This window comes from Streptomyces sp. NPDC040432 (assembly GCF_055595445.1).
Genome location: NZ_JBVIVP010000019.1, coordinates 137,420 through 159,375, shown reverse-complemented (window position 1 = coordinate 159,375; position 21,956 = coordinate 137,420). Strand labels below are relative to the sequence as shown.

Genomic DNA, 21,956 nt, shown 5'->3' with positions numbered 1-21,956 from the left:
GGCCCGCGTCACCCATCGGACCACCGATCTCGAACCGGCCCGTCGGGTTCACCAGCAGCCGGTACCCCTCGGTGTCCAGCTTGATGCCGTCCTCGGCCAGCCGCGCCAGCACGTGCTCGACGACGAACTTCCGGATGTCGGGCGCGAGCAGCGCATCCAGGTCGATGTCCGCCGCGTGCTGCGAGGACACCACGACCGTGTCCAGTCGGACCGCCCTGTCCCCGTCGTACTCGATCGTCACCTGCGTCTTGCCGTCGGGGCGCAGGTACGGAACGATGCCCTCCTTACGGACCTCCGTCAGCCGCCGCGACAACCGGTGCGCCAGATGGATCGGCAACGGCATCAGCTCGGGCGTCTCGTCACAGGCATAACCGAACATCAGGCCCTGATCGCCTGCGCCCTGCCGGTCGAGCGCGTCCTCATCGCCCTCGACCCGCTTCTCGTAGGCGGTGTCGACACCCTGCGCGATGTCCGGGGACTGCGCCCCGATGGACACCGACACACCGCACGAGGCACCGTCGAAACCCTTCTTCGACGAGTCGTAACCGATCTCCAGGATCTTCGCCCGGACGAGCTGCGCGATCGGCGCGTACGCCGTCGTCGTCACCTCACCCGCCACGTGCACCAAACCGGTCGTGACCAACGTCTCCACCGCCACACGCGAGGCGGGATCCTCCGTGAGCAACGCGTCGAGAATCGTGTCGCTGATCTGGTCGGCGATCTTGTCGGGGTGACCCTCGGTCACGGACTCCGAGGTGAACAGGCGGCGGCTCATGCCTGCGCCACCTCGACGGAGAAGAAGTTGGCCCGGATGGCGTCGAGGGTGCGGATCTCGTCGACCTCCAGGGTCTCCAGCTGGATCGCGCGGCCGCTGTGCTGCTCCAGCAGGAAGACGAACTCGACGAAGGACAGCGAGTCGATCAGTCGGTGCTCGATGAGGTCCAGGTCGGATGCGATGTCGTCGAGGTCCTCGTGGCGGGCGAGGAGCCAGTTCTTCATGAACAGCAGGCCTTCGGACATGGTGTCTCTCCTTGAGGTGCGGTGCACGGTTTCGGTGCGGGGCGCGGAAGTCGAAGCGAGTGCGTCTGCCGGTGCGGTTGCGGTTGCGTTCCGGGTCCCGATCCCGGTCGGGGTGCCCTCGCCGGTCGCGGCAGGTGACGGGCCGAGCGGATCGGGATCGGGCGGCGGGGGCGGTGCGGGGTGTCCCGGCGGATCGGCGACCAGGACCGGGGAGGCGATGGCGACCGCGTAGTCCACGTCGTGGCTGATGGAGACGCAGACGCCGGCGATGCCCGACGTGGCGGCCATCACGGCTGCGGATCCGTGGAGTTCCACGAGCGGCCAGCCGCCCTCGGAGCGCCGTACGACGATGTCCAGCCAGGGCAGGAACGTCGCGGTCCGGTCGCGCAGGGCCTTGAAGGCCGCCTCCTTGGCGGCGATCCGCCCGCACAGGCTCAGGACGTCGAGCCTGATGGAGGTGCGGCAGTCGGCGAGTTCGCCGGGGGTGAGCATGCGCCGGAAGAAGTCCTCGCCGTAGGCGGCGAGCAGCCGGCGGACACGGGTGACGGACACGATGTCCATGCCGAGGTTCGCCCAGCCCAGGCCGCCCGCCGGTGGGGCGGCGGCGGGTCGGGTCGGCACGTCAGATCGCCGGCCCGGCCGCGTTCGCGCTCAGGACGGCGGCGGTCGCCTCTTCCCAGCTGCCGTGGCGGCGGGTGAGCGCGGACAGCCAGCGCTCCAGGCCGAACGCGACGCAGCTGGTGAAGGCCGGGCCCGCCCCGGACGCGAGGGGGATGTCGCAGCGGTCACCGAAGAAGTTGCGGTGGGTGTTGACCGAGGCGATGGCCAGGTCCTCGTACAGGAACTCGTGCTTGACCGGGGTCAGGCGCTGGAGCACCGCCTTGGAGCTCCCCTTGTCGAAGAACGGGTCGCAGGCGGCTTCCCGGCGCAGCGGCAGGTCCAGGGCCCTGGCGAAGGCGTTGATCCGGGTGGTGAAGGAGGCCAGGTGTGCCTCGGCGTGCTCGCGGGAGCCGATGGCGACGATCTCCCGCATGCGGAAGCCGAGTTGTCTGCGCAGTCCCTCGTAGTGCGCTTCCTTGCGGAAGCACCAGCCGACCACGGTGACGAGTTCGTCGTCGGCGGCCGGCCGGCCCTGGTGGTCGATGTAGACGGCGTAGCAGGACGCGGAGGGCAGGCCGAGCGCGGCCGGTTCGAGGGCGTCGCAGGGGAAGCAGCCGGAGTCGGTACAGAACTCGTTGGTCTCCCGGACGTCCAGGTTCAGGGGCGCTGCCACGACGGCCTGGTGGGGGAAGTTGTCGTAGTAGTCGAGGCGGGCCAGGTCGGCGGCCGGGAGCAGCGGGGGCATCGTCATGGCGCGGGCTCCCGCGCGTACGCCCCAGCCTTCGAAGGTGTCGTCGAGGAGCCGCAGCAGGGCGGTTCCCTCGGGGCCGAGCGACGGCAGGCCCTGCGTGTCCGTGGCGCTCGCGGTGGTCGTGACGGTCATGGGGGTCACCTCTCGGGCGGCGGTCGGCCCTCTCAGACGACGGGCAGTACGTCGTCCGTGAAGATCCCGGTCTTCAGGAAGAAGCCGAGGGGCTTGCGGATGGTCTTGCGTTCGAAGGGGCGGCGGCGTTCGTCGGCGACCAGCGCGTTGCGCAGGCCGATCGGGTCGGCGATGCCGGCGTCGCGGTAGACGTGGGGGTTGTAGAGGGAGTTGACGCTGTAGACCACGTACCGCTTGAGGTAGGCCTCGACCTCGGCGACCCGGGCGGCGGGGACGGCTTCGCACATCCGGGTGAAGAGGAGGGAGACGAGCTCGCGGCCGAAGGCGATGTGCCGGGACTCGTCCTGGTGGTGGATGCGGTTGACCTCGCGGATGGTGTGGCAGAGCGAGGTGTCGCGGGCCATCCGGGTGTTGTAGTGGTCGACGAGTTCCTCGAAGAACAGGATGCGGGCGAAGACGAGGAAGTTCTCCACCTCCGGCTCCCAGGCGGAGTCGGCGCGCAAGGCCGTGGAGCCGTAGATCTTGTCGCCGTAGCGGCGGCAGAACTCGGCGAAGAACCACATGTGCTCGTTCTCCTCACCGATGAAGTGGTGGAAGAAGTCGGAGGGCACCTCGAAGCCGGGCATGTGGATCCGCCCGACGACCTCGATGAGCAGTTCGCGGATGCCGTGCACGTTGAGGCTGTAGAAGTTGATGCTCTCCCACTTGGACAGCCGCTGGAGGGTCTGCTCGTCGAACTCGTCGTGGAACGGGGTGCCGTACACGGTGAGGAGCTCGGGGGTCATCCACATCCGGCCCTCTTCGAGCTGCTCGGGCCAGTCGAACTGCTGGTACGGGTTGTAGTACTCCTCGATGGAACGGGAGCTGAGCCGGTCCAGGACTTCCAGGAAGCGGTCGCTGACCGGCAGGGGGGCGCTGACGCCCATGGTGTCTCCTCGGTGTGGTGGTGGGGCGTCGCGCCGCCCGTCGGGGGCGGTGCTTACGGCCGGACTTCGTAGACGGCGTTGACGGGGGTTTCCGTCGCGCGGCGCCAGCGGGTGAAGCCGGCCTCCTCGGCGATGGCGCGGAAGGCCCGCTCGCCGGAGTGGTTGCCGAGTGCGTGGGGGCCGCGCTGGGCGACGGCCACGGGCAGACACATGACGGCGGACAGCGCCATGAACATGCGGGCGGCGGGGGTCTGGGTGTCGATGTCGGCGGGCGACACGTTGGACTCGACGAGCATCCAGGTGCCGTCCGCGTCCAGGGACTTGTGGACGTGCTGGGCGGCGGAGACGGGGTCGCCCATGTCGTGCAGGGCGTTGAAGAAGGTGACGAGGTCGTAGCCGGTGCCCGGGTAGTCGTCGGCGGAGGCCACCTCGAAGACGACCCGGTCGGAGAGTCCGGCTTCCTCGGCGAGCTGCCGGGCGAGGGAGATGGCCTCCTCGGAGTAGTCGAAGCCGTGGACGGTCGCCTGCGGGAAGGCCTTCGCGATGAGCAGGGTGGTGTGGCCGACGCCGCAACCCACGTCGGCGACGGTGCCGCCGGCGGCGAGCTTGCCGGTGACGCCTTCGAGGGCGGGCAGCCAGTCGGGGACGAGGCGGTGCTCGTAGGTGGGCTGGAAGAAGCTGCCCATGCCGGTGTCGAGGGCCGCGTCGTGTTCGGCCCAGCCGACGCCGTCGCCGGATCGGTACGCGTCGACGAGGAGGTCCTCGGTGCCGTAGAGGGCCTTGAGGGCGGTGAAGAACCCGGCGGCGTAGGTGACGGCGTTCGGATCGGCGAGCACGGGGGCGTGGTCGGCGGGCAGCGTGTACGTGTCGTCGCCGGTGCTGCGGGTGACGTAACCGGCGCTCAGTTGGGCGTGCAGCCACTCCTCCGCGTAGCGCGCGTCGATGCCGGTGCGTTCGGCGAGGGCGGTCGGGGTCAGCGGGCCGGCCTCGGCGAGGGCGCGGTACAGGCCGAGTCGTTCGCCGAGGGCGACGGTGAGGCCGCGCACGGCGGCTCCGGCGTCGCTGATGACGCGCTGGTGGAAGTCGTGGGTGCCGGTCATGCCGCTCTCACCTCGGGGGTCGGGAGGTCGCAGGTGAACAGGAAGGAACGCGGGACGCGCGGGACGGCGCGTGCCGGGACGGGGTAGGGCCAGCGGCCGAAGTCGGCTCCGGGTTCACCGGGCTGGCGGACCTCCCGTACGGCCCAGCCGCATTCGGCGAGGAGCTGCTCGGGGGTCTCCGTGCCGAACAGCCACGGGTTGCCGTCCTCCTTGAGGGAGTTCAGGAAGGGCCGGGACAGCGGGTTGTTCAGGGCGGAGGCGCTGATGACGTCGCCGAGGAGGACCGATCCGGGGGCGGAGCGTCCGGCGAGGGTGGAGATCAGGTTGCGGACGGCGTCCTCGGGCAGGAAGAAGAGCAGCCCTTCGACGATCCACAGCACCGGCTCGTCGGCGCGCCAACCGGCCGCGGCGAGGGGGCCCGTCCAGTCCTGGGTGAGATCGACGGGGACGGTGACGCGGGTGCGGCCCGCCGGGTCGGGTTCGTCGGCCAGCATGTCGGCCTTGGCGTCGAGGAGCGCGGGGCGGTCCAGTTCGTAGACGGTGGTTCCGTCGGGCCACGGGAGCCGGTAGAAGCGGGTGTCCATGCCGGCGGCGAGGAACACGACCTGGCGGATGCCGTGCTCCTCGACGGCGCGGACGATGGCCCGGTCCAGGTAGGTGGTGCGGATCGCGAGGAACGGCACGGTGCCGGCCCCCGCGTAGCGCTCCAGCAGTTCGAAGCCGATGGTGTCGGCGACGGTGCGCGCGTACGGATCGGCGAACAGCCGGTCCTCGCGGTCGGTCTCCAGGGCCCGCGCTGCGGCGGTCCACTGGGCGGTGCGGGATACGGCCTCCACGGGAGGTCTCCCTTCACTTGGCGGACGGGGTGGGGGCGGTGACGGGCTCGGTGTCCCGTACCGGCCGGGTCAGGCCGCGGAGCGGACGCAGGCGACGGGGTCCTCCGCCGCGCAGGACGTGGCGGGGTGCTCTGCGTCGGACTCGGCGGGGCGCCGCCGGAAGATGCTGTGGAGGATCATGCTGAACACGACCCTGCCCTCCTGGTCCACGAGCGTGCACTTGGGCTGGACGACCCCGGTGGTCGGGTTGAACGGCGAGGGTCGGGAGCCGAGGATCTCGACGCGCGCCGTGAGCACGTCGCCGGGACGTACGGGCCTGAGGTAGCGGATCTCGTCGACGCCGGGCGAGCCGGTGCAGGCACTGTAGGCGAGCAGCCCGTCGACGTAGCGGCGCATGAACATCGAGGCGCTGTGCCAGCCGCTGGCGATGAGCCCGCCGAACGCGCTCCGGGCGGCGAGGTCCGGATCGGTGTGGAACGGCTGCGGGTCGAAGCGCTTCCCGAACTCCAGCACCTCGTCCGCGGTGACGGTGATGGTGCCCAGCTCGTGGACGTCACCGGTCCGGAAGTCCTCGAAGTAGCGCATCACGCGCCCCCCTTGGCGTAGAGGAGTGTTTCTCTGGCGTGAACCAATCTACGAATCGGCCTTTTATTTTGTCAACCCAAAAGAAGACCGGTTCGGCTGTTATTGCTTGAGCGGGTGCCGGAGCGTCCGCGACAGGGCCTGCTCCGCGTCCTGCCACAGGTCCTCGGGGTCCTCGATGCCCACCGACATCCGCACCAGGCCGGGACCGATCCCCGCCGCCGCCAACGCCCCTTCGTCCAACTCGCGGTGGGACGTGCTCGCGGGGTGCGTCACCAACGTCTCGACGCCGCCCAGGGACAGCGCGAGCCGTGCGACGCGGACGCCCTCGACGAAGACCCGGCCTGCCGCGCGGCCGCCCTCAAGCTCGAACGAGAGCAACCCGCCGCCGCCGGAGAGCACCGCCCTGGCGGTGTCGTACGAGGGGTGGCTTCCCAGCCACGGCCAGTGGACGGCGCTCACCGCGGGGTGCGCGGCCAGCCGCTCCGCGAGCAGGCCCGCGTTGGCACAGTGCTCGCGCATCCGCAGCGGCAGCGTGGCGATCCCGCGCAGTGTCAGCCAGGCGGCGAACGGGTCCGCGCAGGCACCCAGTTCGACCGTGCGCGGCCAGACCTCGCGGCGCAGCGCGTCGTCGGCGAAGACGGCCGCGCCACCGAGGACGTCGGAGTGCCCGGCCAGGTACTTGGTGGTGGAGTGGAGCACGATGTCGGCCCCGAGCTCGATCGGGCGGCACAGGACCGGCGAGGCCAGGGAGTTGTCGACGGCGCTGGTCACGCCGCGCCGCCCGGCCGCGGCCAGCAGACCCGGCAGGTCGGGTACCCGTCCGGTCGGATTGGCGATGGTCTCCAGGAGGAGCAGTCGGGTGCGCGGGCCGGCGAGCGCCTCGAACTCCTCGGGCCCGTCGACGCCGATGTGGACGACCTCGACGCCGTGGCGCTCCGCGAGGTCGTCCAGCGCCGCGTACGTCCCGCCGTACAGGCAGCGCTGGGCGATGACCTGGTCGCCGGGGCGCAGCAGCGCGAGCAGGACGCCGCTGATGGCGCCCATGCCGGAGGCGAAGGCGATGGCCGAGGCGCCGCCCTCCAGGCCGGCGAGGGTCTGCTCCAGGGCGCGGACGGTCGGGTTGCCCCGGCGGCCGTAGACGTACGCGCCGTCGGGGCCGGCCATGGCCCGCGCCAGTTCGTCGGCGGAGTCGAAGGCGAAGGCGGACGATTGGACGAGCGGCACGGAGAGCGGCCGGCTCGCGGTGGTGGCGGGCTCGTTCACGACGTGCACGGCGCGGGTGCGGATGTCTCTCATGACGGTGGTCTCCTTGGGTCGGACGGCCGGGTGGGGGCGGAAGAGTGGGCCCGGCCCCTGCGGGACGGGGTGCGGGGGGGGCGACGTACGGGCGCGGGGGCGGGCATCGGGCCGCCCGTACGGTCGCGGGTACGAAAAGGGGCCGCCCGACGTCCGGGGAGGACGTCGGGCGGCCCCTGGGTGCGTGCGGGACGCCCCGGGACGTCACACCTTCGCGGCCTCGCCGCGCGGCGCGGGGGCGTCGGAGTCGGTGGAGGCGGGTGCGGCCGGGGACCTGTCGCCCTTCATCAGGAGGAGCGTGACCACCGCGCCGGTGGCGGCGATGCCGGCGGCGCCGAGGAACGCGGCACTGAAGCCGTCGGTGAGGGCGGGCAGGTTGCCCAGTTCACCGGCGCCCCGGGTGGTGGCGAGGGCGGTCAGCGCGGCCAGGCCGAGGGCCGAGCCGACGTTGTAGGTGGTGTTGACGATGCCGGAGGCCAGGCCCGCCTGTTCCTGCGGGGCGCCGGACATCGCGGCGATCATCGCCGGGATGTAGGCGAGGGCCATGCCGAGCGCGGCGACGAGCGAGGCGGGCAGGACGTCGACCAGGAAGGAGCCGGTCGGCTCGACGGCGGACAGCCAGACCAGTCCGGCCGCGAGGAGCAGCAGGCCGCCCGCGATCAGCGGCTTCGCGCCGAACCGGCCCATGAGGCGCGAGGTGATCGCCGTCATGAAGATCATCAACAGGATGGTCATGGGGAGCAGGGCAGCGCCGGAGGCGAAGGCACCGTAGTCGAGGACCTGCTGGAGGTAGAGGTTGAGGAAGTACCACATGGGGATCCAGGCGGCGCCGAGCAGCGTCATCGCGAGGTTGGCGGAGCCCAGGCGCGGGATCCGCCACACGCCGAGCGGCATGAGCGGCTCCCGGACGCTCCGCTGGATCACGAAGAAGAGGACCAGCAGGGCCGCGGCGGCGACCAGCTCCAGCACGGTGGCGGTGGCGCCCCAGCCGACCTCGGGCGCCCGGACCACCGCGAAGACGGCGAGCGCGAGTCCCGCGGTGACGGCGACGGCACCGAGGACGTCCACGGAACCGCGGCGGGCCTGGACGGCGGGCAGCAACTTGGTGGCGGCGAGGGTCGCGAGGCCGATCGGGACGTAGATGATGAACACCCACGGCCAGCTCATCCACTCGGTGAACACGCCGCCGAGGAACACGCCCGCGGTGCCGCCGGCGGGTGCGGCGGCGCCGTAGAGGGCCATCGCCTTGCCGAGCTCCTTCGGGTTGTGCCCGAAGAGGATCATCAGCAGGGTCATGGCCGACGGGGCGATCAACGCGCCGCCGACGCCCTGCACGGCCCGGCCGGCGATCTCGACCGCCGCGCTCTGCGCGGCGGCGGCGAGCACCGATCCGACGACCATGGTGACCCAGCCGGCCGCGAAGATCCTGCGGGCCCCGAACAGGTCGGAGAGTCGGCCGCCCAGCAGGAGCAACCCGCCGAAGACGATGACGTAGGCGTTGAAGACCCACTGCAACTCGCCCTGCGAGAAGCCGAGGTCCTTCTGCATCTCGGGGAGCGCGACTCCGATGATCGAGGTGTCCATGATCACCATGAACTGCGCGGTGGCAAGCACGCCAAGTGCCCACCAGCGCCGGGGATTGACGGTTGACATTGCCCTGACCCTCCTCTGCCCATACCCCTGGGGGGTACCTTCGCGGAGCAACGTAGCATACCCATGGGGGGTATGTAAGGGAGAGGATCCGGCGTTCGAGCGGGGGTCCCGCGGGCCTGGATCCGGGCCCTCCGGCGGGCACTTCGAAACGTCAGGAGTCCGGCATTTGCCGCAGCCCGGCCCCCGACCGCCGGTCCCGGGGGCGTGAGGTTAGGTTAGGCTTAGCTAAAATTCATCCGCCGGGTGGATACCGGTACGCCGGCGTCCACGGTAGACGCGCACCGTGCGGGTGACGGGCCGTCGCGCGGCCCGCAGGACGGCAGAGCGGTACCGCACGCATGACAGCCCATCAAGCATCCTCGCCGGGCCCGGGCCCGGCACCGAGCAGGCACGAAGAGGGACGAGGAACATGACGGTACGGGTCGCGGTGGCCGGGGCCAGCGGGTACGCCGGAGGGGAGATCCTGCGGCTGCTCGTGGCGCACCCCGGCGTCGAGATCGGCGCGGTGGCCGCGCACAGCAGCGCGGGACGCAGGCTCGGGGCGGTGCAACCGCACCTCCCCGAACTCGCGGACCGGGTGCTGGCGGAAACCTCCGCGGCGGCCCTGCAAGGCCACGACGTGGTGTTCCTGGCCCTGCCGCACGGTGAATCGGCCGCGATCGCGGAGCAGTTGGAGCCCGGGGTCCTGATCGTGGACTGCGGCGCCGACTTCCGGCTGGAGGACGCCGCCGAGTGGCGCCGCTTCTACGGTTCGGACCACGCCGGTACCTGGCCGTACGGGCTCCCCGAACTCCCGGGGGCGCGGGACGCGCTGAAGGGCGCGAACCGGATCGCCGTACCGGGCTGTTTCCCGACCGCCGTGACCCTGGCGATGTACCCCGCGTTCGCCGCGGGCCTGATCGAGCCGGAGGCCGTGATCGTCGCGGCGAGCGGCGCCTCGGGCGCGGGCCGCGCGGCGAAGCCGCACCTCCTCGGCTCCGAACTGATGGGCTCGATGAGCCCGTACGGGGTGGGCGGCGGCCACCGGCACACGCCCGAGCTGACCCAGAACCTCTCCCGGGTGGCGGGCGAGCGCGTCAACGTGTCCTTCACCCCGACGCTCGCGCCGATGCCCCGGGGCATCCTCGCCACCTGCTCGGCCCGGTTGCGGCCCGGTGTCGCCGCCGGGCCGCGGGAGGCCCGGGCCGCGTACGAGGACGCGTACGCCGGTGAACCCTTCGTCCGGCTGCTGCCGTCCGGACAGTGGCCCCGGACCGGCGCCGTGCTCGGTTCCAACGGCGCGCAGGTGCAGGTGGCGGTGGACGAGGACGCCGGCCGCCTGATCGCCGTGAGCGCCATCGACAACCTCACGAAGGGCACCGCGGGTGGCGCGGTGCAGAGCATGAATGTCGCCCTCGGCCTGCCGGAAGCGCAGGGCCTGCCGACGAATGGAGTCGCTCCGTGACCGTGACCGCCGCACAGGGATTCGACGCGAGCGGGGTGGCCGCCGGGATCAAGGGATCCGGTGCCCCCGACCTCGCCCTGGTGGTGAACCGCGGTCCGTCGTACGCGGCCGCCGGCGTGTTCACCTCCAACCGCGTCCAAGCGGCGCCCGTCCACTGGTCGCGGGACGTCCTGTCCGACGGCCGGATCGCGGCCGTCGTGCTGAACTCCGGCGGTGCCAACGCCTGCACGGGGCCCGCCGGCACCGAGGACACCCGGGTGACGGCCGAGCTGACGGCCGGCGCCCTGGGCGTCGACGCACGGGAGGTCGCGGTGTGCTCGACCGGGCTCATCGGCGTCCGCCTGCCCATGGACCGGATCACGGAGGGGATCGGCGCCGCCGCCGCACGGCTGACGCCCGAGGGGGGCGAGGACGCGGCTGTCGCGATCATGACGACGGACTCCGTCCACAAGACGGCGGTGGCCCACGGCCCGGGCTGGACCGTGGGCGGCATGGCGAAGGGCGCCGGCATGCTCGCGCCCGGCCTGGCCACCATGCTCGTGGTACTCACCACGGACGCGGACGTCACGGCGGAGGTGCTCGACTCCGCCCTGCGGGACGCCGTGCGCACCACCTTCGACCGGGTCGACTCCGACGGCTGCATGTCCACGAACGACACCGTGCTGCTGCTCGCCTCGGGCGCCTCACGGGTGACGCCCGACCGCGACGACTTCGCCACGGCGGTGCGCACCGTCTGCCTGGACCTGGCACGGCAGTTGGTCGCGGACGCGGAGGGCGCCTCGAAGGAGATCGAGGTGGCCGTCATCGGCGCCGCCTCGGAGACGGACGCGGTGACCGTCGCCCGCTCCGTCGCCCGGAACAACCTGCTCAAGTGCGCCCTGCACGGCGAGGACCCCAACTGGGGCCGGGTCCTGTCGGCGATCGGCACGACGGACGCGGCCTTCGACCCGGACCGCCTGGACGTGGCCATCAACGGCGTGTGGGTGTGTCGGGACGGCGCGGCCGGGGAGCCCCGCGAGAAGGTCGACATGTCCGCCCGCGCGATCGTGATCACGATCGACCTGCGCGCCGGCGGAACGTCCGCGACCGTGTGGACCAACGACCTGACCGCCGAGTACGTCCACGAGAACAGCGCGTACAGCTCATGAGCGGATCGGGCACACGGATGAAGCCACGCGTCACGCCGCCGCGTCCGGCGGCGGTCACCACCGACCCGGATCCGGTCCTGCCCGATCCGGAGCTGCTGGAGCAGCTCCGCGGTCGGACCGTCGTCATCAAGTTCGGCGGCAACGCCATGGTCGACGAGGAACTCAAGGCGACGTTCGCGCAGGACGTCGTGCGACTGCGGCGCGCCGGGCTGTACCCCGTCGTCGTGCACGGTGGCGGCCCGCAGATCAGCGGCATGCTCGACCGGCTCGACCTGGAGGTCCGTTTCGAGGCGGGCCTGCGGGTGACCACCCCGGACGTCATGGACGTCGTACGGATGGTGCTGACCGGCCGGGTCCAGCGGGAGCTCGTCGGGCTGATCAACGCCCACGGGCCCCTCGCCGTCGGCATGTCGGGCGAGGACGCGCACACCATGACCGCCGTACGGCGGGCGGCCTGGGTCGACGGCGAACCCGTCGACATCGGGCTCGTCGGCGACATCGTCGACGTGGACGCGGACACCATCCGCGCGCTCCTGGAACGGGGACGCATCCCGGTCGTCTCCCCCGTGGCCCGCGGCTCGGACGGGCAGGTCTACAACATCAACGCGGACCTCGCGGCGTCGGCGCTGGCCGTCGCCCTCGACGCGGAGAAGCTGCTGATGCTGACCGACGTGGAGGGGGTGTACGCGAACTGGCCGCACAGCACCGAGGTGATCGAGCGCCTGACGGCCGAGGGCGTCGAGAAGCTGATGCCGGAGCTGGCCAGCGGCATGCTCCCCAAGATGGAGGGCTGCCTGCGGGCCGTCCGGGCGGGTGTGCGCAAGGCGCACGTGCTGGACGGCCGGGTGCCGCACTCCGTGCTGCGCGGCGTCGCGTCCGCCGAGGTGCACGGCACCACCGTGGTCCCCGACCCGGTGGAGGCGGACCGGGAGCGGCCGGAGCCGGCGGGAACGGTCCCGGCACGGACCGCCCACGTGCGCACCGCCCCGGTACGGATCGATCCGGAAGTGAGAACGGCATGACCAGCGGCGACGACCTGACCGGGCGCTGGCGCGCGGTCATGATGGACAACTACGGCACCCCGCCGCTGGCCCTGGTCCGTGGCGAGGGCAGCACCGTGTGGGACGAGGCCGGTCGCGCCTACGCCGACTTCACCGGCGGGATCGCCGTGAACACCCTCGGCCACGCCCACCCCGCCGTGGTGTCGGCCGTCACCCGCCAGCTGTCGACGCTGGGGCACGTCTCCAACCTCTTCGTCTCCGAGCCCGGGGTCGCGCTCGCCGAGCGGCTGTTGGCGCTCCTGGGCCGGCCCGGGCGGGTCTTCTTCGCCAACTCCGGTACGGAGGCGGTCGAGGCGGCCTTCAAGATCGCCCGGCGGACCGGTCGCGGCGCCCTGGTCGCGACCGAGGGCGGTTTCCACGGCCGTACCATGGGCGCGCTCGCACTCACCGGCCAGCCGGGCAAGCGCGAGCCCTTCCTGCCCCTGCCCGGCGGCGTGTCCCACGTGCCGTACGGCGACGTCGAGGCGCTGCGGGCCGCTGTCACCGAGGAGACGGCGGCCTTGTTCCTGGAGCCGGTACAGGGAGAGGCCGGCGTCATCGTGGCGCCCGACGGCTACCTGCGGGCGGCGCGCGAGATCACCAGGGCCACGGGGACGCTGCTGGTGCTGGACGAGGTCCAGACCGGGATCGGCCGTACCGGGCACTGGTTCGCCCACCAGGCCTTGGACGGGATCGATCCCGACGTGGTGGTCCTGGCCAAGGGATTGGGTGGCGGTCTGCCGATCGGTGCGACCGTCGCCTTCGGGCCGGCGGCCGACCTGCTGACGCCGGGTCAGCACGGATCGACCTTCGGCGGCAGCCCCGCGTCCTGCGCGGCCGGACTCGCCGTCCTGGAGACCATCGAGTCCGAGGGCCTGCTCGCCCACGTGACGCGGCAGGGCGAGCGGCTCCGGCACGGCATCCGGGCGCTGGAGCATCCGCTGGTGGGCGAGGTGCGGGGTGCGGGGTTGCTGGTGGGCGTGGGCCTGACCGAACCGGTCGCCCCGCGGGTGCAGCGGGCCGCGCAGGACGCGGGATTCCTCGTGAACGCCGCCGGACCGGCGACCGTACGGCTCGCTCCGGCGCTGACCGTACCCGAGGCCCAGGTGGACGCCCTGCTGGCGGCCCTGCCGGGAATCCTCGACGCCTGACACGGACATCGTGGAAAACGCCGGTGGCCGGCGCCCGAGGAGGGTGCAGGCCACCGGCCGTGCCCGCGAGGAAGCGGCCCGCGGAAGCGCCCCGCGAACCGTGCCCCCGCGGGGGCCCAGGGCCTGTCGTCAAACTCCCGTCTGCGGGCGACGACGGGACTTTGACGACCGGCCTAGAGGGATCGGGTGAGGATGCGCGAGTTGCGGTCGGGGGAGAGGGAGTCGACCCAGGCCGGTGGGGCCGCGGCGACGTGGGCGGGGACGAAGCCATGGCGGCGGAACAGTTCGCCGCTGCCCGTGGTCGCGGTGAACAGGGCGGTCAGGTCGCGGGAGTTGGCCCTGGCCAGCGCGGCGGTCAGCAGTCCGGCGCCCAGTCCGCGGCCCTGGCTGCCGGGTGCGACGCAGAAGTTGTAGAGGACGCCCGAGGCTCCGTGTCCGGCGCCCGCCCCGGCGGGGTGGACCCGCAGGCCCAGACATCCCTGGAGGGTCCCGTCGGGTGCGTCCACGACGAGGAAGTCGGCGGCGTCCGCGACGTACAGGGAGAGGGAGCGCGCACGCAGCTCCCCCGACCGGACGAACGGCCGGGACAGGGCCGCGAGTGCGGCGGCGTCCCCGGCGCGCGCGGAGCGTACGGTGAGCGCGGCGGTGTCCGCGGCTCGTGCGGGGAGCGCGGCTCGTGCGGAGCGTACGGGGAAGACTTCGGGCAGGACGGCGCGAACGGACCGGGGGGCGGTCCGTGAGGCGAGCGTGATCAAGGGTTCCCTTTCCATACGGCTCCGGCGCGAACGGCGGGCGGCTCGATCACCGCGCCACCCCGGAACCACAAACCAAGGTTAGCCTTACTTAAGTAAGAGGCAAAACCCGGATCCTCAGCGCCGATCCGGTCAACCGGGTTGCCGAAGAGGGGCGATGCGCCCCCGGCCGGGTCCGACGACGGGTCGACCCGCGCCACGACTACCCCGCTCCCCCGGCGCGGGGCCCACCGGTCAAGGGCGCCGGATCACCCACCCCGCCCCCGGCCGACGCCGGGTCGGGTCGGCCCCCCGGCGAGAGCACGGGGTCGTCGAGCTGGACGATCCGGTAACCGGCCCCGGTGCTACCGGCCTTGGGGAGCCTGCGCCGTGAGCCCGGGGCGGTCTTCGTCGGCCGGGCCCGCTGGGCGGCCGCGATCAGGGCCCCGACCTGGGGCGCCTCCGACCGCAGGCGGTTGAACCCGCGGATGGAGATGCCGACGAGGCTCGCCGCGGCGGGCCAGGCCGCGCCCTTGCGTATGGCGTCGAGGAGGAGGTGCAGCGCGGCGGGCGTCGGCTCCGCGCCCGGCCGCAGCCCGTGGGCCTCCGCCAGGGCGTGGGCGGCGCGCAGCGCCCCGGCGAAGTCGGCGTCGATCCTCAACCACTCGCGCAGGATGCGTTCGGGAACTCCGGCGGCGGCGGCGCAGCCCGGGACGGACAGCCCCTGGGCGGCGCCGCGCAGGGCGTCCGCCATCCGAGCAATCGTTTCTTCACGCTGGCTGGGCGTGCGACTCAGCGCCTCGCGCAGTGCGCGTTCCATCTCCTCGCGGGAGGCCATGCGGGCCACGACCTCGTCGGCCCACGCGTCCCGCTCGCCCGGCTCGTCCCGCTGCGCTCGGCGTCGCACCTGCTCCTGCATCCCGGCCCCCCCATGTTTAGGTAAGCCTAACCTAGGTGGAGTGCGTGCGGGTGGGTGGATCCGCCCGCCGGGCGCGGCCGAACTGCCCTACGGCGCCTTCGACTCGGGTGTCCGGACACCGTCCACGAACGTGGCCACCACCTGGATGTCCCCGATGGCCGAGGTGGCGACGCGCCGCGGATCGTCGCCCAGCACCACCAGGTCGGCGCGCTTGCCGGTGGCGAGGGTGCCCGCCCTGTCGTCCCAGTGGCAGGCGTACGCACCGGCGACGGTGTACGCGTGCAGCGCCTGGTCGACGGTGATGCCCTCGTCCGGGCCGACGGGCAGGCCCGTCGAGGAGGTCCGTTCGACCATGAACTGGACGGCCCGCAAGGGGGATCCGTCCGTGACGGGACGGTCGGAGCTGCCGACGAGGGTGACGCCGTGGTCCAGGAAGCCCTTGCCGCGGTACATCCAGGGGGCGCGCTCCTCGCCCATGATGGCGGAGTAGTCGTCCCCGAAGGAGTACAGGAAGTTCGGCTGGACGACGGCGGCCACCCCGAGCCGGGCGAAGCGCGGCAGTTGGTCGGGCCTGATCAGGCCCGCGTGTTCGACGCGGTGCCGGGCACCGGGCCGGGGCCGCAGGCGCTGCGCGCGCTCGATGCCCTCCAGGGCCAGGTCGGCGGCGCGGTCACCGATGGCGTGGACGGCGAGCTGCCAGCCGGCGAGGTGGCCGTCCACGATGGTGTCCAACAGGCGTTGCGGGTCGTCCTGGAGCTGTCCCAGGTGTTCCGTTCCCTCGTACGGCCCGGTGAGGGCCGCGGTACGGGCCATCATGCCGCCGTCGGTGTACACCTTGAGCGCGCCCAGGGAGAGCCAGTCGTCGCCGAAGCCGGTGCGCATGCCGAGGCCGAGGGCGCGCGGGATGCCGTCGGCGGCCGGTGTGGTGACGGGGCGCAGGGTGTCGGCCGCCGCCATGAGCTGGACGCGCAGGGGCAGCCGGCCCTCGTCCCGCAGGAGCTGGTAGGCGCCGAGTTCGACGGGGCTGTGGCCGAGGAGGCCGCCGCCGATGCCCGCCTCGGCGCAGGCGGTGACGCCCTCGGCGAGGCAGGTCCGGCCGGCGCGCTCGATGGCGTCGGCGAGTTCCCGCTGGGAGTACGGGGGCCGCAGGGCGCGGGCCGCGCTCATGGCGCCTTCGGCGAGGAAGCCGTTCTCGTGGGGGACGTCCGCCGGCAGCCGGTCGAGCACCGCGGTGTTGACCACGCAGGCGTGCCCGGACTCGTGCATCAGGAACACCTGGCGCCCGGCGCCGACCCGGTCGAGTTCGGTCGCCGTCAGGTGCCGCCCGAGCGCCCGCTGGTCGTATCCGGCGATGTCGACCCAGGTGCCGGGACCGCCCTGCCCGGAGACGGCTTCCGCGACGACCGCGAGGACGTCGTCGATGCGGGTGAGGCCCGCGACGCTCGGTGTGGCGGCCTTCAGTCCGGTCCAGGCCAGGTGCACGTGGCTGTCGATGAACCCCGGCAGGACGGTGGCGCCCTGGAGGTCGATGACCTCGCGGGCGGGGAGCGCGGTCACCGCGTCGTCCAGGCCGACGATCCGGCCGTGCCAGATCCCCAGGTCGTGGGCCACGGGGTGGTCCGGGTCCATCGTGAGGATGTTGGCGTTCGTCAGCCTCGTGCAGAGCATGGTGGTCCGTCCGTCACTGGAGGAGTTCGGCCACCGGGGATCCGGCGGCCGTGCCGGCTCGCTTGCGGGCCGCCGGCACCATCAGGGGCGTCCCGGTCTCCGGGTCGTCGATGATCCGGCAGGAGAGGCCGAACACGTCCTGGATGAGCTCGGCGGTCATGATCGTCGCCGGGTCGCCCTCGGCGGCGATGACGCCTCCCGGCTTCATCACGATGAGGTGCGTGGCGTAGCGGCAGGCCTGGTTGAGGTCGTGGAGGACCGCGACGATGGTCTGGCCCCTGTTCTCGTGCAGTTCGGCGCACAGGTCGAGCACCTCGACCTGGTGGGCGATGTCGAGGAAGGTGGTCGGCTCGTCGAGCAGCAGGATCGAGGTCTGCTGGGCCAGCACCATGGACAGCCAGACCCGCTGGCGCTGGCCGCCGGAGAGGTCGTCGACGGGGCGTTCGGCGAGTTCGAGGACTCCGGTGCGGCGCATGGCCTCGGCGACGGCGGCCTCGTCCTCGGCCGACCACTGCTTCAGCAGCTTCTGGTGCGGGTAGCGGCCACGGGCGACGAGGTCGCCGACGGTGATGCCGCCGGGCGCGGTGGAGGTCTGCGGGAGCAGGCCGAGCCGGCGCGCGACCTCGCGGGAGCGGTAGGAGGAGATCGGGGCGCCGTCGAGGTGGACCTCGCCCGCCTTCGGTTTGATCATCCGCGCGAGCGCCTTGAGCAGGGTGGACTTGCCGCAGGCGTTCGGGCCGATGATCACCGTGAAGGAGTTGTCGGGTATGACCACGTCCAGCGAGGTGGCCACCGTCCGCTGGTCGTAGGTCAGCGTCAGGTCCTCGGCCCTCAGGCGGGCGGTGGGGACGTTCTCTGCACTCATGCGCGGCTCTTTCGTGACTCCGTGACCAGCAGCCAGATCAGGTACAACCCGCCGACGGTGCCGGTCGCCGTGCCCACCGGCAGGAGGGCGGGGGAAAAGATGCGTTGGACGGCGAGGTCGCTGCCGGCCAGCAGGACGGCGCCCATGGCGGCGGACGGCATGAGGGCCGGGCCGGACGAGCGGGACAGCTTGCGGGCCAGTTGGGGCGCCGCGAGCGCGACGAACCAGATGGGTCCGGTGACCGCGGTGGCGAAGGCCGCCAGGGCGACGCTGATGACGAGGAGCGCGGTCCGGGTCGCGCCGACGTTGACGCCCAGGGCCGTGGCCGTGGTGTCGCCCATCTCGACCATGGAGAGCCGGCGGGCGAACAGCATGGCGAGCGGAAGGAGGACGGCGACGGCGATGACGATGGTGTTGGCGTGTTCCCAACCGCGGTTGCCGAGGCTGCCGATGAGCCAGGCCTGGGCCTCCAGGGCCTCCTGCCAGGTCGCCCGGGTGAGCAGGTACGAGTTGAAGGCCAGGAGCAGGGCGCTCACGCCGATGCCGATGACGATCAGCCGGAAGCCCTGCATGCCGCTGCCGAGGAGCAGCAGGTACATGACGGCGGCGGTCGCGAGTCCGCCGACCAGGGCCCCGAGGGCGATCTGGGTCATGCTGCCGTGCGTCACGACGATGACGACGAGGGCGCCGGTCGCCGATCCGTTGGTGAATCCGATGATGTCGGGGCTGCCCAACGGGTTGTTGGTCAGGCTCTGCAGGATGGCCCCGCTGACGGCCAGGGCCGCGCCGACGCACAGGGCGGTCAGCAGTCGGGGCATGCGGAGGGTGTTGACGACGAAGTCCGCGGCGCCGCCGCCGTCGCCGAAGAGGGCGCCGAGCACCTCGCCGATGGACAGGCTGAAGTCACCGGTCGTCAGGCTGATCGTCATGACCGTCAGGAGGAGGGCCAGCAGGATCACGGTGACGGCCACGGTGCGGCCCTGGACCCGTAGGGAGATGCCTCCGCGCCGGGTGCGCAGGACGCTGCCGGTGACGATGCGGGGCGTGCGGGTGGTGGGGGCGGCGGGGGTCTCGGCCCCGGGTGCGGCGCTCACAGCATGACCAACTTTCGGCGGCGGCACAGCGCGATGAACAGCGGTGCGCCGAGGAACGCGGTGACGATGCCGACCTGGATCTCGCCGGGCGCCCCGAGCACCCGGCCCAGCACGTCCGCCCCGACCAGCAGGACGGGCGCGATCAGCATGGAGTAGGCGAGCACCCAGCGCTGGTCGGGGCCGACCACGAACCGGGCCACGTGCGGGACGGCGAGGCCCACGAAGCCGATCGGCCCGGCGGCGGCGGTCGCGGCGCCGCAGAGCAGCATCACGGCGACGGCGCCCAGGGCGCGGGTGCGGGTGACGTTCACGCCGAGGGCGCGGCCCACGTCCTCGCCCATGCCGAGGGCGTTGAGGGCCGGGGCGATCCCGAGGGCGATGAACAGTCCCACGACGACGAAGGGCAGGATCAGGTACACGAAGTCGAGGTTGCGGCCCGCGAGGGCGCCCACGGTCCAGAACCTGAACTGGTTGAAGGCCTGCGGATCAAGGAGCAGGACGGCCGTGTTGAAGGCGGTGAGCACCGCCGTGACGGCGGCTCCCGCGACGACCAGTCGGTCCGGGGTGGCGAGGCTCCGCCCGGAGGAACCGAGCAGGTAGACCACCACGGAGGCGATGGCGGCCCCGGCGAACGCGAACCAGACGTAGCCCAGCGCCGTGCCGATGCCGAGGAACGAGATCGCGACGACGACGCCGGTGGAGGCGCCGAGGCTGACGCCGAGCAGGCCGGGGTCCGCGAGCGGGTTGCGGGTGAGCGCCTGCATGAGCGCGCCGGACAGGCCGAGGGCCAGGCCGACGACGAGGCCGAGGAGGGTGCGCGGGATCCGGTACTCGTGGATGATGACCGAGGCCTGCGACCCGTCGGGGTTCCAGAGCACGTTCCACGTGGCGGAGAACGGTATGCCCTTGGTGCCGACCCACACGCTGAGCAGTGAGACCAGGAGGAGCGCGGCGAGCCCGACGACGAGGCCGGCGCCCCGTGCCGCCGTCACGGACCGGGACTTGGGTGGTACGACCTGGCCCTTGGCCCCGGTGTCCGGTGCCTCCCGGGCTTCGACGGACAACAACTACTACTCCCCCTGGCGGCGGTCGGCCGGTGGCGAACGAAAACTGACGCATCGACGACACGTCAGTACTTAGGTGAGCCTAAGCGAATGCTCCGGACCAGGTCAACGCAGGGACGGATGACGCAAGCGGGACATAGGGGACGGGAGCCGGACGGCACCCCGCCGCGCGGCGCATTTAAGGTAGCCTTACCTAACTATTTGATCATTCTCATATTTGGCGGAGGAACGCATGCTCGACGGAGGACCTACGGGGAGCCAAGTCCTCCGGAAAGCGATCGGCGGCCAACGCCGCCGCATCGCAACGGCGTCCGTCCTCGGCATGGCCCACCAGGGCTGCGAGGCGCTGGTCCCCGTCGTCATCGGGATCATCATCGACCAGGCCGTGTCCACGGGATCCTCCGGGGCCCTGCTGCGCTGGCTGATCGTCCTCGCCGGCCTCTTCTTCGTCCTGTCGACCTGCTACCGGATCGCGGCACGCATCACCGACGGCTCGGCGGAACACGCCGGCCACGGCCTGCGCCTCGCCCTCGGCCGCAAGGTGCTCGATCCGCGCGGCGGCGCCGACAAGGGCCGACTGCCCGGCGCGCTCACCGCCATCGCCACCGGTGACGCCACCCGCGTCGGAGCGACCGCCGCCGCGGTGATGTACGGGGTGTCGGCGCTCGCCGGCCTCGCCATCAGCGCGGTGGCACTGCTGCGCATCTCGGTGCCGTTGGGACTGCTCATCCTGCTGGGCGTACCGCCGCTGCTGTGGCTGGGCCACCTCATCAGCCGTCCCCTGGAACAGCGCAGCGAGGTCGAACAGGACCGCGCCGCGCACGCCTCGGGCGTGGCCGCCGACCTCGTCGCGGGCCTGCGCGTCCTCAAGGGCATGGGCGCCGAGGCCGCCGCCGTCTCCCGCTACCGCAGCACCAGTCGGGACTCGCTCACCGCGGCCCTGCGCGCCGCCGGCAGCCGGGCCTGGCACGACGGCGCGATCCTCGCCCTGACCGGCATCTTCATCGCGATCATCGGACTCGTCGGCGCCCACCTCGCGATGAGCGGCTCGATCAGCGTCGGTGAACTCGTGGCGGCCGTCGGGCTCGCCCAGTACCTGCTGGGTCCCTTCCAACTCCTCACCTACGTCAACGGCGAGTTCGCCCAGGGGCGGGCCTCCGCCGAGCGCATCGCCGAGGTCCTCGCCGCACCGCCCGCCGTCACCGCCGGAACGACCGCGCTCCCCCACCCCGTCGAGGGACGCGTCCGACTCAGCGGCGTCACGCACGGAGCGCTGCGCGGCCTCGACCTCGACGTCGCCCCCGGCACCCTGATCGGCGTCGTCACCGGCAACCCGGCCGCCGCCGAGGACCTGCTGCTGTGCCTGGGCCGTGAAACGGACCCCGACGAAGGCGTGATCGAACTCGACGGGATACCGCTCACCGACCTGGACCCGGACGACACCCGCCGGGCGATCCTCGTGGCCCACCACGACGCCGACCTGTTCGAGGGCAGCCTCCTCGACAACGTACGGGCGGCCCTGCCCGACGCCGGCGACGACCCCGCTCCGGCCCTCGCCGCCGCCACCGCCGACGACGTCGCCCGGGCCCTGCCCCAGGGCGTGGACACCGCCCTCAGCGAGCGCGGCCGGTCCCTGTCCGGCGGGCAGCGCCAGCGCGTCGCACTCGCACGGGCACTGGCCGCCGACCCGCCCGTGCTGGTCGTCCACGACCCGACGACGGCGGTCGACACGGTCACCGAGTCCCGCATCGCGGCCCGCCTGAGGCTGCTGAGGCCCGGCCGCACCACCTTCCTGGTGACCACGAGCCCCGCCCTGCTCGCCGAAACCGACCGGGTGGTGGTGCTCGACGAGGGCGCCGTCACCGCGCAAGGCAGCCACCAGGACCTGGTCTCCACCGACACGGCCTACCGCGCGACGGTGTTGGCATGACGG

The 21,956-nt window shown here is 72.4% G+C and carries 20 protein-coding genes; 5 read left to right on the top strand and 15 right to left on the bottom strand.

Annotated elements, in window-relative coordinates:
* The 9 genes from ACZ58N_RS29920 to ACZ58N_RS29880 all read right to left on the bottom strand — a co-directional run.
* A partial coding sequence (locus ACZ58N_RS29920; RefSeq protein WP_471166035.1) for an S-adenosylmethionine synthetase N-terminal domain-containing protein occupies nt 1-775 on the bottom strand: 775 nt, incomplete at its 3' end.
* Nucleotides 772-1,641: a holo-ACP synthase gene (acpS, locus tag ACZ58N_RS29915; protein WP_471166032.1), complete on the bottom strand. Its 870-nt coding sequence runs from the start codon at nt 1,639-1,641 to the stop codon at nt 772-774. The genes ACZ58N_RS29920 and acpS, both read right to left, overlap by 4 nt.
* Nucleotide 1,642: 1 nt before the next feature.
* Nucleotides 1,643-2,503, bottom strand: a complete 861-nt coding sequence (locus ACZ58N_RS29910) for a class-II aminoacyl-tRNA synthetase family protein (protein ID WP_471166030.1) — start codon at nt 2,501-2,503, stop codon at nt 1,643-1,645.
* Nucleotides 2,504-2,535: 32 nt separating this feature from the next.
* On the bottom strand, nt 2,536-3,429 hold the full coding sequence (locus ACZ58N_RS29905) for a diiron oxygenase (RefSeq protein WP_471166028.1): 894 nt from the start codon (nt 3,427-3,429) through the stop codon (nt 2,536-2,538).
* Between the two features lie 53 nt (nt 3,430-3,482).
* Nucleotides 3,483-4,529 (bottom strand): class I SAM-dependent methyltransferase, encoded by a 1,047-nt coding sequence (locus ACZ58N_RS29900; RefSeq protein WP_471166025.1) that lies wholly within the window; start codon nt 4,527-4,529, stop codon nt 3,483-3,485.
* Complete coding sequence (locus ACZ58N_RS29895; protein ID WP_471166023.1) at nt 4,526-5,365, bottom strand: class I SAM-dependent methyltransferase; 840 nt, start codon at nt 5,363-5,365, stop codon at nt 4,526-4,528. The genes ACZ58N_RS29900 and ACZ58N_RS29895 overlap by 4 nt, the downstream gene beginning before the upstream one ends.
* Before the next feature lie 69 nt (nt 5,366-5,434).
* Nucleotides 5,435-5,950: a MaoC family dehydratase gene (locus ACZ58N_RS29890; RefSeq protein ID WP_471166021.1), complete on the bottom strand. Its 516-nt coding sequence runs from the start codon at nt 5,948-5,950 to the stop codon at nt 5,435-5,437.
* Between the two features lie 99 nt (nt 5,951-6,049).
* Entirely contained in the window at nt 6,050-7,246 is a 1,197-nt protein-coding gene (locus ACZ58N_RS29885) for a trans-sulfuration enzyme family protein (protein ID WP_471166018.1), read from the bottom strand.
* A 204-nt stretch (nt 7,247-7,450) separates the two neighbouring features.
* Nucleotides 7,451-8,899: an MFS transporter gene (locus tag ACZ58N_RS29880; protein WP_471166015.1), complete on the bottom strand. Its 1,449-nt coding sequence runs from the start codon at nt 8,897-8,899 to the stop codon at nt 7,451-7,453.
* Nucleotides 8,900-9,308: 409 nt separating this feature from the next.
* Between ACZ58N_RS29880 and argC the strand changes: the two genes are divergently transcribed.
* The 4 genes from argC to ACZ58N_RS29860 are packed head-to-tail and all read left to right on the top strand — an operon-like array spanning nt 9,309 to nt 13,682.
* The gene (argC, locus tag ACZ58N_RS29875; protein ID WP_471166013.1) at nt 9,309-10,343 is read left to right on the top strand and encodes an N-acetyl-gamma-glutamyl-phosphate reductase; all 1,035 of its coding nucleotides are present in this window, start codon (nt 9,309-9,311) and stop codon (nt 10,341-10,343) included.
* Complete coding sequence (gene argJ, locus ACZ58N_RS29870; RefSeq protein ID WP_471166010.1) at nt 10,340-11,491, top strand: bifunctional glutamate N-acetyltransferase/amino-acid acetyltransferase ArgJ; 1,152 nt, start codon at nt 10,340-10,342, stop codon at nt 11,489-11,491. The genes argC and argJ overlap by 4 nt, the downstream gene beginning before the upstream one ends.
* A gap of 17 nt (nt 11,492-11,508) precedes the next feature.
* Nucleotides 11,509-12,513 (top strand): acetylglutamate kinase, encoded by a 1,005-nt coding sequence (argB, locus tag ACZ58N_RS29865; protein ID WP_471166007.1) that lies wholly within the window; start codon nt 11,509-11,511, stop codon nt 12,511-12,513.
* Nucleotides 12,510-13,682 carry an acetylornithine transaminase gene (locus tag ACZ58N_RS29860; RefSeq protein WP_471166004.1) on the top strand — a complete coding sequence of 391 codons (1,173 nt, stop codon included), beginning with the start codon at nt 12,510-12,512 and terminating at the stop codon, nt 13,680-13,682. Before argB ends, ACZ58N_RS29860 begins: the two co-directional genes overlap by 4 nt.
* A gap of 173 nt (nt 13,683-13,855) precedes the next feature.
* On the opposite strand, the gene ACZ58N_RS29855 is transcribed toward ACZ58N_RS29860, so the two are convergent.
* From ACZ58N_RS29855 to ACZ58N_RS29830, 6 genes are all read right to left on the bottom strand, one after another.
* Complete coding sequence (locus ACZ58N_RS29855; RefSeq protein WP_471166002.1) at nt 13,856-14,437, bottom strand: GNAT family N-acetyltransferase; 582 nt, start codon at nt 14,435-14,437, stop codon at nt 13,856-13,858.
* Nucleotides 14,438-14,636: 199 nt separating this feature from the next.
* A complete protein-coding gene (locus ACZ58N_RS29850) occupies nt 14,637-15,332 on the bottom strand; it encodes a serine/threonine-protein kinase (protein ID WP_471166000.1) in 696 nt (231 codons plus the stop codon).
* A gap of 87 nt (nt 15,333-15,419) precedes the next feature.
* Nucleotides 15,420-17,000: an amidohydrolase gene (locus ACZ58N_RS29845; RefSeq protein ID WP_471165998.1), complete on the bottom strand. Its 1,581-nt coding sequence runs from the start codon at nt 16,998-17,000 to the stop codon at nt 15,420-15,422.
* Nucleotides 17,001-17,013: 13 nt separating this feature from the next.
* Entirely contained in the window at nt 17,014-17,865 is an 852-nt protein-coding gene (locus ACZ58N_RS29840) for an ABC transporter ATP-binding protein (RefSeq protein ID WP_471165995.1), read from the bottom strand.
* Nucleotides 17,862-18,959: a FecCD family ABC transporter permease gene (locus tag ACZ58N_RS29835; RefSeq protein WP_471165993.1), complete on the bottom strand. Its 1,098-nt coding sequence runs from the start codon at nt 18,957-18,959 to the stop codon at nt 17,862-17,864. The genes ACZ58N_RS29840 and ACZ58N_RS29835 overlap by 4 nt, the downstream gene beginning before the upstream one ends.
* Nucleotides 18,956-20,023: a FecCD family ABC transporter permease gene (locus tag ACZ58N_RS29830; protein WP_471166054.1), complete on the bottom strand. Its 1,068-nt coding sequence runs from the start codon at nt 20,021-20,023 to the stop codon at nt 18,956-18,958. Before ACZ58N_RS29830 ends, ACZ58N_RS29835 begins: the two co-directional genes overlap by 4 nt.
* Nucleotides 20,024-20,255: 232 nt before the next feature.
* Between ACZ58N_RS29830 and ACZ58N_RS29825 the strand changes: the two genes are divergently transcribed.
* Complete coding sequence (locus ACZ58N_RS29825; RefSeq protein ID WP_471165990.1) at nt 20,256-21,953, top strand: ABC transporter ATP-binding protein; 1,698 nt, start codon at nt 20,256-20,258, stop codon at nt 21,951-21,953.
* Nucleotides 21,954-21,956: the final 3 nt, after the last annotated feature.

Coding starts and splice junctions, on each gene's coding strand:
- ACZ58N_RS29910 (WP_471166030.1), bottom strand. CDS start 2,503: ATGACCGTCACGACCACCGCGAGCGCCACGGACACGCAGGGCCTGCCG.
- ACZ58N_RS29905 (WP_471166028.1), bottom strand. CDS start 3,429: ATGGGCGTCAGCGCCCCCCTGCCGGTCAGCGACCGCTTCCTGGAAGTC.
- ACZ58N_RS29900 (WP_471166025.1), bottom strand. CDS start 4,529: ATGACCGGCACCCACGACTTCCACCAGCGCGTCATCAGCGACGCCGGA.
- ACZ58N_RS29890 (WP_471166021.1), bottom strand. CDS start 5,950: ATGCGCTACTTCGAGGACTTCCGGACCGGTGACGTCCACGAGCTGGGC.
- ACZ58N_RS29885 (WP_471166018.1), bottom strand. CDS start 7,246: ATGAGAGACATCCGCACCCGCGCCGTGCACGTCGTGAACGAGCCCGCC.
- ACZ58N_RS29880 (WP_471166015.1), bottom strand. CDS start 8,899: ATGTCAACCGTCAATCCCCGGCGCTGGTGGGCACTTGGCGTGCTTGCC.
- argC (WP_471166013.1), top strand. CDS start 9,309: ATGACGGTACGGGTCGCGGTGGCCGGGGCCAGCGGGTACGCCGGAGGG.
- argB (WP_471166007.1), top strand. CDS start 11,509: ATGAAGCCACGCGTCACGCCGCCGCGTCCGGCGGCGGTCACCACCGAC.
- ACZ58N_RS29860 (WP_471166004.1), top strand. CDS start 12,510: ATGACCAGCGGCGACGACCTGACCGGGCGCTGGCGCGCGGTCATGATG.
- ACZ58N_RS29850 (WP_471166000.1), bottom strand. CDS start 15,332: ATGCAGGAGCAGGTGCGACGCCGAGCGCAGCGGGACGAGCCGGGCGAG.
- ACZ58N_RS29845 (WP_471165998.1), bottom strand. CDS start 17,000: ATGCTCTGCACGAGGCTGACGAACGCCAACATCCTCACGATGGACCCG.
- ACZ58N_RS29840 (WP_471165995.1), bottom strand. CDS start 17,865: ATGAGTGCAGAGAACGTCCCCACCGCCCGCCTGAGGGCCGAGGACCTG.
- ACZ58N_RS29825 (WP_471165990.1), top strand. CDS start 20,256: ATGCTCGACGGAGGACCTACGGGGAGCCAAGTCCTCCGGAAAGCGATC.